This window comes from Lactococcus taiwanensis (assembly GCF_014905395.1).
In the GTDB taxonomy this organism is placed as follows: Bacteria; Bacillota; Bacilli; order Lactobacillales; family Streptococcaceae; genus Lactococcus; species Lactococcus taiwanensis.
Map to the genome: position 1 here is coordinate 50103 of NZ_BNDT01000008.1, position 11516 is coordinate 61618.

8 protein-coding genes and 6 tRNA genes are annotated in these 11516 nt (G+C 41.1%); 3 read left to right on the forward strand and 11 right to left on the reverse strand.

Annotation, left to right across the window (positions count from 1 at the left end):
- Positions 1–270 precede the first annotated feature (270 nt).
- On the forward strand, positions 271–885 hold the full coding sequence (locus JKP71_RS09145) for a TetR/AcrR family transcriptional regulator (protein WP_200407768.1): 615 nt from the start codon (positions 271–273) through the stop codon (positions 883–885).
- Between the two features lie 39 nt (positions 886–924).
- Here the strand turns inward: JKP71_RS09145 and JKP71_RS09150 are convergent, their stop codons facing one another.
- The gene (locus JKP71_RS09150) at positions 925–1653 is read right to left on the reverse strand and encodes a pseudouridine synthase (RefSeq protein ID WP_200407769.1); all 729 of its coding nucleotides are present in this window, start codon (positions 1651–1653) and stop codon (positions 925–927) included.
- Between the two features lie 154 nt (positions 1654–1807).
- Here JKP71_RS09150 and mnmE point away from each other — a divergent pair, with 154 nt between their 5' ends.
- The gene (mnmE, locus tag JKP71_RS09155; RefSeq protein ID WP_200407770.1) at positions 1808–3175 is read left to right on the forward strand and encodes a tRNA uridine-5-carboxymethylaminomethyl(34) synthesis GTPase MnmE; all 1368 of its coding nucleotides are present in this window, start codon (positions 1808–1810) and stop codon (positions 3173–3175) included.
- Between the two features lie 61 nt (positions 3176–3236).
- Here mnmE and JKP71_RS09160 read toward each other — a convergent pair whose 3' ends face one another.
- The 4 genes from JKP71_RS09160 to JKP71_RS09175 all read right to left on the reverse strand — a co-directional run bounded on the left by JKP71_RS09160 (position 3237) and on the right by JKP71_RS09175 (position 7994).
- Complete coding sequence (locus JKP71_RS09160; protein WP_200407771.1) at positions 3237–3971, reverse strand: hypothetical protein; 735 nt, start codon at positions 3969–3971, stop codon at positions 3237–3239.
- Positions 3971–5971, reverse strand: a complete 2001-nt coding sequence (recG, locus tag JKP71_RS09165) for an ATP-dependent DNA helicase RecG (protein ID WP_200407772.1) — start codon at positions 5969–5971, stop codon at positions 3971–3973. Before recG ends, JKP71_RS09160 begins: the two co-directional genes overlap by 1 nt.
- Positions 5972–6184: 213 nt before the next feature.
- Positions 6185–7195, reverse strand: a complete 1011-nt coding sequence (gene gap / locus JKP71_RS09170; RefSeq protein ID WP_200407773.1) for a type I glyceraldehyde-3-phosphate dehydrogenase — start codon at positions 7193–7195, stop codon at positions 6185–6187.
- Between the two features lie 268 nt (positions 7196–7463).
- Positions 7464–7994 carry a DUF536 domain-containing protein gene (locus tag JKP71_RS09175; protein WP_200407774.1) on the reverse strand — a complete coding sequence of 177 codons (531 nt, stop codon included), beginning with the start codon at positions 7992–7994 and terminating at the stop codon, positions 7464–7466.
- A 132-nt stretch (positions 7995–8126) separates the two neighbouring features.
- Between JKP71_RS09175 and JKP71_RS09180 the strand changes: the two genes are divergently transcribed.
- Complete coding sequence (locus JKP71_RS09180; RefSeq protein WP_200407775.1) at positions 8127–10823, forward strand: cation-translocating P-type ATPase; 2697 nt, start codon at positions 8127–8129, stop codon at positions 10821–10823.
- A 120-nt stretch (positions 10824–10943) separates the two neighbouring features.
- On the opposite strand, the gene JKP71_RS09185 is transcribed toward JKP71_RS09180, so the two are convergent.
- The 6 genes from JKP71_RS09185 to JKP71_RS09210 form a co-directional block, all read right to left on the reverse strand.
- A tRNA-Leu gene (locus JKP71_RS09185) sits at positions 10944–11027 on the reverse strand.
- 11 nt (positions 11028–11038) lie between these two features.
- Positions 11039–11110: transfer RNA gene (locus JKP71_RS09190), tRNA-Gln, on the reverse strand.
- A 6-nt stretch (positions 11111–11116) separates the two neighbouring features.
- Positions 11117–11189: transfer RNA gene (locus JKP71_RS09195), tRNA-His, on the reverse strand.
- A gap of 13 nt (positions 11190–11202) precedes the next feature.
- Positions 11203–11273 (reverse strand) — tRNA-Trp (locus JKP71_RS09200).
- Positions 11274–11280: 7 nt separating this feature from the next.
- Positions 11281–11361, reverse strand: a tRNA-Tyr gene (locus JKP71_RS09205).
- 33 nt (positions 11362–11394) lie between these two features.
- Positions 11395–11467 (reverse strand) — tRNA-Val (locus JKP71_RS09210).
- Positions 11468–11516 lie beyond the last annotated feature (49 nt).

Below are 11516 nucleotides of genomic sequence, written 5' to 3' on the forward strand. Positions count from 1 at the left end.
TAAAAAATATCTTGACACTTTGTTGGTTATCTCATCTATTCTTAATTTTATCATTTGTGAACTTTTTTTCAACCAGCAAAAACGGCGTGGTTGTCACATAAACAACAAAGTCAGAGGGCATGTCGTTTTTGTTAAATTGTTTTGACATCCAATGACAAAATGTTTTGACGTGATTGGAAAATGACTTTGACATTTTTTTCGTCTATAATAGAAAGTAAGTTTTGTGATCAAAAGAGAGTGATCATCAAAGGATTGGGAAAGAATGAGATTATGGTAAAAGTAGATGATTTACGAGTCAAACGAACGCGAAAGTTAATTACTCAGGCTTTCTTTGTTTTACTACGCAAAAAGAAATTTGAAAAAATTTCAATTCAAGAAATTGCTGATTCTGCGATGATTAATCGAGCCACTTTTTATGCGCATTACGCGGATAAACAGGACCTCTATGATAGTTTGGTAGATGAATTTTTAGCAAATTTTTCAGAAATTTTAGATGAACAAAACCTTGTCGATGGAAATAATGTGCATGTTAAAGAAATTGAAACCATGCTAGCACGCTTTTATGATTTTGTGCGAGATAATCCTGAAGTTGCCCGTATCATTACTGACCGTGCAAGTGATGAAAGTCTGATCAATCGGTTCTTAGAAATCCTATCTAAGCGGTATAAAGCATTGTTTGAACAACTTGAGGTCCGCGAGATGGATGTCGTTGTACCCAACGATTTTGTCATTTCCTATATCAGTTCAATCTTAGTCGGAACCTTGAACTGGTGGATTAACTCCTCTCAACAAATGTCTTCAAAAGACTTTGCTCATCTGATTATTAAATTAATCTCGAACGGTCATTTGACGGTACTTGGAGTAAATATTAACCGTGATAATTAAAAAAAAGTTACTGACCAGGCTGTCAGTAACTTTTTTTAATTAATTTTTCAAAAGGGCGATTTCATCAGCGGTTAGGGGACGATATGCTCCTAAAGCTAAGTCTTTATCAAGCGACAAAGCCCCCATTCGTAGCCGTTTTAAGCTCAAGACATACATGTCGACGGCTTCAAACATACGTTTGACTTGGTGAAACTTTCCTTCATGAATAATAACACGTATCTCACTTTGCCAGCCGTTTCGCGTATTGCTTTTTGTCACCTTTTCGATAAAAAGTTCCCCAGGACGAGCCTGTTCCCCATTTTTTAGAAGGAGTCCTTTAGCAAACTGCTGTACCGTTTGAGGTGTTACTTGACCATCGATTTGCGCATAATACTCTTTTTCAACATGTTTTTTAGGTTGCGTCAAATCGTGTCCTAGTGCGCCATCGTTGGTTAAAATCAGAAGACCTTCAGTATTTTTATCGAGGCGTCCAACAGGGAAAATATCCGGACGATAATCTTCCGGACGAAGTAAATCTACCACTGTTTTGAACTGCTGATCTTTTGTAGCAGAAACCACTCCTTGTGGTTTATTGAGAAGATAATAATAAAATTCTTGATAAATTAGGGGGGCTCCATCAAAAGCGACTGCGGTTGTATTTTTATCAATCTGAAATCGCCCGTCTTTTTGTACCTGTCCTGCAACAGTCACGCGCCCTTTTTTCAGTAATATCTTGACCTCGCTGCGGCTTCCTAGCCCAGCTTCTGCTAAAAATTTATCTAATCTCATATTTTCCATTATATCAAAAAATATTTGCCCTTTTAATTGGGCTGACAGGCTCATCAGTCAATTTTTTCATCTTTTTTTGGTTGCTTCTGCCCTTTTCTTTTAATTTTCATAAAAAAAGTGCTTCAATTTAGAAAAAATAAGGTAAAATAGAGTCATGAGTTTAACACAAGAATTTGATACAATCGCGGCGATTTCAACGCCGCTTGGCGAAGGAGCAATTTCCATCGTTCGCTTATCTGGAACGGATGCGCTAAAAATAGCACAATCTGTTTTCAAAGGAAGAAATTTGACAATCGTAGCCAGTCATACCATTAACTATGGGCATATTTATGAAGACAAACGCTTGGTAGACGAGGTAATGGTCTCGGTCATGCGCGCCCCCAAAACCTTTACCAGAGAGGATATTGTCGAGATCAATACTCATGGCGGAATTGCTGTGACTCAAGAAATTTTACAACTTTTACTTCGCTCTGGTGCACGACTTGCTGAACCAGGCGAATTTACCAAGCGTGCCTTCTTAAATGGCCGGATGGATCTTGCCCAAGCAGAATCTGTCATGGACTTAATACGTGCCAAAACAGACAAAGCCGCCAATATCGCCGTCAAACAGCTTGAAGGAAGCCTCTCCAAAATGATTCAAAACATCCGTCAAGAAATCTTGGAAAGTTTGGCTCAGGTAGAGGTTAATATTGATTATCCCGAGTATGATGACGTCGAAACGATGACCTCTCAAATGTTGATTGAAAAAACCACCCGGTTTGAACAGTTGTTGGAAAATCTTTTAGCCACAGCGAAACGTGGTAAAATTCTGCGTGAAGGCTTGAAAACAGCCATTATCGGTCGACCAAATGTCGGAAAATCTAGTCTTTTGAACCAAATGCTTCGTGAGGAAAAAGCTATTGTAACAGATATCGCAGGGACTACCCGCGATGTGATTACCGAGTTTGCCAATATCGGTGGTGTCCCTCTAGAACTGATCGACACAGCGGGTATTCGTGATACAGACGATATAGTAGAGTCAATCGGTGTGGAGCGTTCTAAAAAAGCATTGGCCGAAGCTGATCTTGTCTTACTTGTGCTGGATGCCTCTTCTGCGCTGTCTCCTAAAGATAAAGAGTTACTCGAACTTTCAGCCTCAGCAAACCGGATTATTTTACTTAACAAGACTGATCTACCAGAAAAGATTGAAATAGCGGAGCTTCCTGCTGATTTCATTCGTATTTCAGCTTTGAAAAATGAAAATCTCGATGCCGTAGAAGATAAGATTAATAAGATTTTCTTTGCAGGTGAAATTGAAGCTGGTGACGCGACCGTGCTCTCTAACGCACGACACATTGCTTTAGTAGAACAAGCACTTGCCGCACTTAAAGAAGCAAACAACGGCCTCATGATGGGCTTGCCGGTTGACTTAATTCAAGTCGACGTCACGCGGTGTTGGCAACTTTTAGGCGAGATAACAGGTGAAGCAGCTCCCGATGAGCTGATCACACAACTCTTCTCCCAATTTTGTTTGGGCAAATAAAAAAGCGCTTTTTAGAGCGTTTTTTTTATACTGTTTTACTGACAGGCTCATCAGTAACTTTTTAAGCCAGAGCTTTTATTTTTTGAAGGCAAGTTTTGACAAATGATTCAGTCATCCCTCCAAAATATGTCCCTTGGAAATTACGACCATTGATCACAATCACGCTTTGATCAACACGGTAAGCCCGCACATATTTTGCAGCTTTACCTGGAACTTCCTCATTGAAGATTTCTTCAACTTGGTCTCCCACTTTGCCCAACAAGATTTTCAAATTAGGGGCTGACAGACTGGTCAGTATTATATCAGGTTGCAAGTAAGTAAGGAGTTTTGGAAAGATCATCTCAAATTGTGCCTGTTGCGTTTTGCTCAGAGCCGGCCAGACCGGAGTTGTAGCAATAGGAGTGAATAGATCGACATGTAAAGCACAGGATTGTGTTGATTTTACTGGTGCATAAGCTGCATCAAAAACAGGCAAAAATTTAGCCAATTGCTTAAACCATGGGTTGGGAGCTTCTTGAAAATAAGCATTTAAGGCCTTTTGATAGCATGCAGAATTTACTGACGGCGCTGTCAGTAAATCCTTCAGTTCCTTAAAGCGTTTATTTGCTCCGAATTCTGCGTCGGAGGGATTTTTACTAACCGTCAAAACACGTAAACTTGACGTTTGATACGCAGGAAGATTACCAAACCATAAGAGCGGCATACTTTCTGGTACTAGAATGTCTGCCGTTTCGGGCACTGATTTTAGTTTCGCAAAATCCTGCCACGTTTGGGTAATTAAAGTGGCGAGTTCCATCAATCAAAACCACCTTCCACTGACACTTGAGCGATTAATTCAGGGTAATGCTCAGCTTCTTTGAAGAGCGCGACTGCTTCTTTCCGAGCAACTTCTAAGATATTGTAATCATTGACCAGATCAGCTGCGACAAATTCGGGAAGTCCCGATTGCCGGACCCCAAAAATTTCTCCAGAACCTCGCATCTTTAAATCTTCTTCAGCTAAAATAAAGCCATTTTGAGTTTCAGTCATAATTTTCATACGTTGTTTACCTGAGTCTGACTTAGGATTTGCCACCAAAATAGTGTAAGATTTTTTGGTACCGCGTCCCACACGTCCGCGCAATTGATGGAGCTGCGAAAGGCCAAAGCGATCGGCATCCATAATCACCATGATTGTGGCATTGGGCACGTCCACCCCTACTTCAATAACAGTGGTAGAGACTAAAATATCAAGTTTTTTAGCCTTGAAGTCTTGCATGATGTGATCTTTTTCATCATTTTTCATCTTCCCGTGCAAAAGCCCTACTTGAGCAAACATTCCAAAATATTCCTGAAGTTCAGTAAATAAAGCTTCCGCATTTTTTAAATCTAAAGCTTCTGATTCTTCAATCAAAGGAGAAACAAAATAAACTTGAGCGCCTTGATCAACCTCACTTTTAATCCACTTTAAAACTTCAGCAAATTGCTCATGCTTCACCCAACGTGTAGTAATGGGCTGACGTCCCTTGGGAAGCTCATCAATGATGGAGACGTCCATATCCCCAAAGGCCGTGATCGCCAGTGTACGAGGTATAGGTGTTGCAGTCATCATCAGCACATCTGGGTTCTGACCTTTCTCACGTAATACTTTTCGTTGGTTGACACCAAAGCGATGCTGTTCATCAGTAATAACAAGCCCCAAGTTGTAAAAATCCACCCCCTCTTGGATTAGCGCATGTGTGCCGACCACCATATGAGTCCGTCCGCTCGCTAAATCTGCCAAAATTTCACGGCGCTCTGAAGTTTTTAAACCTGATACCAATAGCGAGACCGAGAGCTCTGGAAAGAGGGCCTTCAAATTAGCATAATGCTGCCGCGCTAAGATTTCTGTTGGCACCATAATTGCTGCTTGAAAATTGGCTAAACATGCGGCATACATGGCGAGTGAAGCCACGACTGTTTTTCCCGAACCCACATCGCCTTGCAGTAAGCGATTCATATGATAAGAGGATTTCATATCTTCCAAGATTTCATTTAAAGCTCGCCGTTGCGCGCCCGTCAATTCAAAAGGAAGCTCAAAAATTTTATCCTCAATCTCTTGAGTTTCAAACGCAATAGCTAAACCTGCTCGTCCTGATTTTTCTTTATTTTTTAGAGCTTGAAGTTTAAGCTGGAACATAAAAAGTTCTTCGAATTTTACACGCCGCAAGGCTTGCTTATGTGCCTGCATATCTGCAGGAAAATGCATTGCCCGAACCGCTTCTTGTCGCCCCATCAACCGGTATTTTTGTAATAAAAATTGAGGCAGGTTTTCCGTCAATTCTGTCAAGACTCCTGCATCAAAAACCTGTTGAATTGCCTTTACTAGACTACTTTGCTTCATTCCAGCCGTCAGGTGATAGACTGGTTCTAGCCCATCATCTACTTGGGCCACGACCTTCATCCCCAAGAGTTGCTGTTTGGCCTGCTCCCACTTACCATACACAGCGATTTCCTTACCAACTTCGACCTTGTCTGCCAAATAAGGCTGGTTAAAAAAGCTGACAGCAATTACTGCTTCATCTTGTTTAATTTTAAAAGAAAGCCGATTACGCTTAAAACCATAGTACTGCACATTAGCAGGCGTTACGACCTTCCCAATCAATGTGGCTTTTTCGCCATCAAGGAGTTCAAAGACAGAACGGCTCGCAAAATCTTCATAGCGAAAAGGGAAGTACAAAAGTAAATCCTGAACGGTAAAAATACCTAATTTCTGAAAATTTTCGACGGATTTTGGTCCGACTCCTTTTAAAAATTGGACGGAATCTGTTAGTTTCATAGTTTCATTATACCAAGTTGTCAGAAGAAATGGGGATAAAATCACATCAAAGGGCTCTGAGAGCTCCAAAAAAGTTACTGACAGCTTCATCAGTAACCTTACATTACATAAAAATTCGATTTTAAAAGTTTGTATTTATTTTGACCGGTTCTCTTTATTAAAAATAAAAAAACCAGCTCGAAAGCTGGTTTTTACACTGTTAAAATGCGAAAATTATTTAGCGATTTTAGCGAAGTGTGCAAGTGTACGAACAAGGTTTGAAGTGTATGACATTTCGTTATCGTACCAAGATACTGTCTTAACAAGTTGAACACCGTTAGCTGAAGTAACTTCAGTTTGAGTAGCGTCAAAGAGTGAAGAGTTAGAGATACCAACGATATCAGATGAAACGATTTGGTCTTCGTTGTAACCAAATGATTCATTTGAAGCTGCTTTCATAGCTGCGTTGATTTCTTCAACAGTAACTTCTTTGTCAAGGATAGTAACAAGTTCAGTCAATGAACCAGTTGGAACTGGTACACGTTGAGCATGTCCTTGAAGTTTACCATTAAGTTCTGGCAATACAAGACCGATAGCTTTAGCAGCACCTGTTGAGTTAGGTACGATGTTTTCAGCTGCAGCACGTGCGCGACGGAAGTCACCACCACGGTGTGGGCCATCAAGAGTCATTTGGTCACCAGTGTAACCGTGAACTGTAGTCATTGTACCAACTTTGATACCGAAGTTTTTGTTCAAAGTATCAGCCATTGGAGCAAGACAGTTAGTTGTACATGAACCAGCTGAAATTACTGTTTCTGTACCATCAAGTACATCGTGGTTAGTGTTGTAAACGATAGTTTTAACATCTGATCCACCAGGTGCTGTGATAACAACTTTCTTAGCACCATTAGCGTGCAAGTGTTGTTCTGCTTTTTCTTTAGTTGCGAAGAAACCAGTTGCTTCAAGAACGATTTCTGCACCAACTTCAGCCCAGTTGATGTTAGCTGGGTTAGCTTCTGCAGTTACTTTAACGAATTTACCGTTAACTTCGAAACCACCATCTTTAACTTCAACTTTACCATCGAAACGACCTTGAGTTGTATCGTATTTAAGCAAGTGAGCAAGCATTGCTGGATCTGTCAAGTCGTTGATTGCAACAACTTCAACACCTTCAACATTTTGAATACGACGGAAAGCAAGACGACCGATACGACCGAAACCGTTAATACCAACTTTAACTACCATTAGTAGTTTCCTCCTTATAGGGATTAGATTTTATAAAAGGCATACCTTTTAAATTGACTAAGTTAACAATTTAACTTACTCTTTTATTTTATCACTTTTTTCGAAATTTGCAAACATAAACTCCCTTAGAAAGCGCACCACATAAGGAACCACGCTCCAATCGAACTGTAAGCGGTTAACACCTTTCTGTGCCTCCTTCATAAATGAACTAGTTCGCAACAAGCTTTCTCAAAAAGTTACTGACCGCCTCGTCAGTAACTTTTTTACATTATTTCTTCTTAAATAAGCGCCCAAAAAAACCTTTACTTTCAACGTTGCCTGCATTCTGTATTTGTTCTTGCAAGTCAGTGAAGAACTGGTTTTGATCTGTTAGAGCCTTTTCCATCAACTCTTGTTGTTTCTTAATTTGCGCATCTTTTTCAGCGATCTGACTATCCTTCACTGTCAATTGTTGGTCCTTTGCCACTAACTGACTATTAAGACGTTCAATTTCTGCATTTTTATCCTTCATCAGCGCGCTGATCATCTCATAAGCTGCTGACGCCGCATCGTCAGACTGAAGCGCAAGATCCGCACTCGGTCTTCCTTGTTTTTCCAACATTTCCGCCTGAGCTGTAACCACTTTTCCATAGAGGCCTTCAAGTTCATGAATTCCCTCTTTTGTGACAACTGTTACATTTTTCTCATTTTTTTCTACAAACTTAGGGTCAAGCGACTTGACACGCTTATTCATCGCTTGTCGCGTTACGCCAAAAAGCTCTGCTAATTCACTTACTGTTTTCGTTTCCATATCATCCATAATACCATATTTTTGGCGATTTATACAGCCTTTTATCAAAAAACAGACTTATCATTTTTCGATATATGAGAATTATATTATAATTAAATTACAACCACTCATTAAGTTAGAAAAAATAGAAAGGAATTTCTAATGAAATATCGTACTGCCTCCTTAGAGCAAATAAAAAAATACTACCAACTAGAGACCGACAATGGTCTAAGCTCCTCACAAATCAAAGCTTCTCGCGAAAAATATGGTCACAATGACTTCTCAACCAAGGCAGGTCCTAATCTTTTTCAAAAAATTCTGCATCACCTCTTAGAAGTCATGAATATTATCCTACTTCTGGTCGGTGGGCTCTCTGCTTACTTAGCTGCCATCAGTAATGGAAACTACACAAAAACAGTTGTTGTTTTACTGATTGTGATCATTAATGTTGTTGTCTCTGTCTTTCAGGAAAGTCGTGCAGAAAATGCACTTGCCGCTCTCAAAAAGCTTGCTTCACCTACTTCTACTGTACTACGTGCTGGAAAGATCCAAACGATAGCCTCTAATGAACTTGTTTGCGGTGATATTATCGAACTTTCAGCAGGGGTTCAAGTAGGTGCTGATATCCGCTTACTTACAAGTAATTCCCTCCAAATTGATGAGTCCTCATTGACTGGAGAATCTGAACCCATTGATAAGAATGCCGAAGTTGAGATTTCTACCGATGTTCCTCTAGGAGATCAACTCAATATGGTCTTTTCTGGAACCAATGTCCTCAACGGAACAGGTCGTGGAATTGTAGTTGCAGTTGGTAAACAGTCACAAATGGGACAAATTGCCACACTTATCGGTGAACAGGTTAAAGGCAAGACCCCGCTTCAAAAAAGAATTGATAAACTTGCCAAGCGTTTGGCAATTATTGCCTTTGCCGCAGGGGTATTAATCTTCATCATTAATCTTTTCTACGGCAATATACCTCTCGTCGATAATCTCATGACAGCTGTAGTCCTAGGAGTTGCCGCTGTACCAGAAACACTACCAGTCATCGTCACACTCAGTTTAATCTATGGCGTAGAGAATATGGCACAAAAAAAGGCTATCATCCGAAATATCCCCGCTGTCGAAACCTTAGGAAATGCAACAGTTATCGCTTCAGATAAAACCGGAACCCTCACCCAGAACCAGATGACTATCCAAAAAATTTGGCTTTCTGGACAAAAAGTCTGGTCCGAAGGTCATCTCTCTGATCACGAAGTCACTCTCTTACAAAACTTTGCCTATGCTTCTAATGCGACAGCACAATTCCATGATGGTGGTTGGGAGATACATGGAGACCCTACTGAAGCGGCTATCATTCGCTTTCTTATTAAGCATGATCTCTACCATCCCGAAAACTCACCCAAACGCATTATCGAACTCCCTTTCGATAGTACACGAAAAAAAATGTCTGTGGTTATCCCTCATCCCAAAACTCCGGGGCGCTACATGGTCCTCACCAAAGGGGCATTTGATCGCCTAGCTCCTACCAGTCAACATCAACCCCACCATCCTCAAATCCTCCATATAGATGGCACGGCTGCTTTACAGTCCGATCCAGAGGAGGCCTTACTTCTGGAGGCCGAAAATATTCATGATGACTTTGCGGCTAACGCTCTGCGAGTCCTCGCCCTCTCTTACAAAGACTTAGATGAAATCCCTAAAGATTTATCAAATCTCGAAGAAAACCTCAATTTCCTAGGAATAGTAGGAATGATAGACCCTCCACGTGATGAATCAAAAGCAGCAGTTCAAGAAGCACGAACAGCTGGAATTAAACCCATCATGATTACAGGAGACCATGCTCTTACTGCAAAAGCGATCGCTAAGCAAATTGATATCTTTCGCGAGGGGGACCGTGTCGTTGATGGACCTACCTTATCTCAAATGTCCAATGAAGAACTAAATACTGAAATCGAAAAAATTTCCGTCTATGCGCGTGTTAGCCCTGAAGATAAATTACGTATAGTAAAAGCCTGGCAAGAAAAAGGACAAATTGTTGCAATGACTGGTGATGGCGTCAATGACGCACCGAGTTTACGTGCCGCAGATGTCGGAACAGCAATGGGGATTGCAGGAACAGAAGTCGCTAAATCTGCTTCAGATATTGTTCTTGCTGATGACAACTTTGCCACAATTGTAGCGGCTATCCGTGAAGGACGAAGAGTTTACACAAACATCAAAAAAACCATTTACTACCTCCTATCAGCAAACGTAGCTGAGATCCTTACGATGCTCATAGGGGCTATCGTTGGGTGGGGGCTTCCTTTCACTGGAATACAGCTCCTTTATATTAACGTTCTTGCTGACGGTATTCCTGGCTTCGGATTATCAAGAGAAAAAGCAGACTCGCACCTGATGGAACAACCACCTATAGGGGTAAAAGAAAGTATCTTCTCCAGAGGTGTAAGTCAACGCATTGCTATTTGTGCCACAGCTTTCATCTTCACAGCACTCACAGGTTTTTATATTGGAAAATTCATTGAAATAGGCGGTTTAACTCCTCATCATCAACTCGGACAAACCATGGCATTTGTCATACTAACTATTGCCTCAACAATCAATGTTTACAATGCAAGAAGTAATGAATCCCTCTTTAAAAGAGGAATAACAACAAATAAAACAATTTTTGGCACCACCCTGTTATCCCTCGCGATAACTATCATCTTTACAAATACCCCCTTATTGATGAATATTCTAGAGATTGTTCCTTTATCACTAACCCATTGGCTAATCGCAATTACCCTAGCCCTGATACCTACTCTTGTCATTGAAGTCACAAAAGTGATCCTTAACAAAACAGGAAAAAAATTTATCGGTTAACAGCATAATCTAAAAAAAACCAAGGAAAAAATTCCTTGGTTTTTACATTAACTAAAACTAACTCTCTATCACTAATAAAATAAAAAAGCTAACAATAGGCAAAGTTAGCTCATTATAATATGCCGAAGGCCGGGGTCGAACCGGCACTCCCGTGAAGGAACCAGATTTTGAGTCTGGCGCGTCTGCCTATTCCGCCACTTCGGCGAATAAAACAACTGGGGTAGCTGGATTCGAACCAACGCATGAGGGAGTCAAAGTCCCTTGCCTTACCGCTTGGCTATACCCCATTAAAAGGCGGATGACGAGGATCGAACTCGCGAGTGCCGGCGCCACAAGCCGGTGTGTTAACCACTTCACCACATCCGCCATAATTTTAAAACACGGGCAGCAGGAATTGAACCCACACTAAAGGTTTTGGAGACCTTTGTACTACCTTTATACGATGCCCGTACAACTATGGAAGGGGAGGGATTCGAACCCCCGAACCCGAAGGAGCGGATTTACAGTCCGCCGCGTTTAGCCTCTTCGCTACCCTTCCAACACATTATTCAATTAAGGCTGAACCAACCTATGGGAGTTAACGGGATCGAACCGCTGACCCTCTGCTTGTAAGGCAGATGCTCTCCCAGCTGAGCTAAACTCCCAAACTTGGCCACTCGCCTATCTCCCAGGGGGCAACCCCCAAGTACTTCC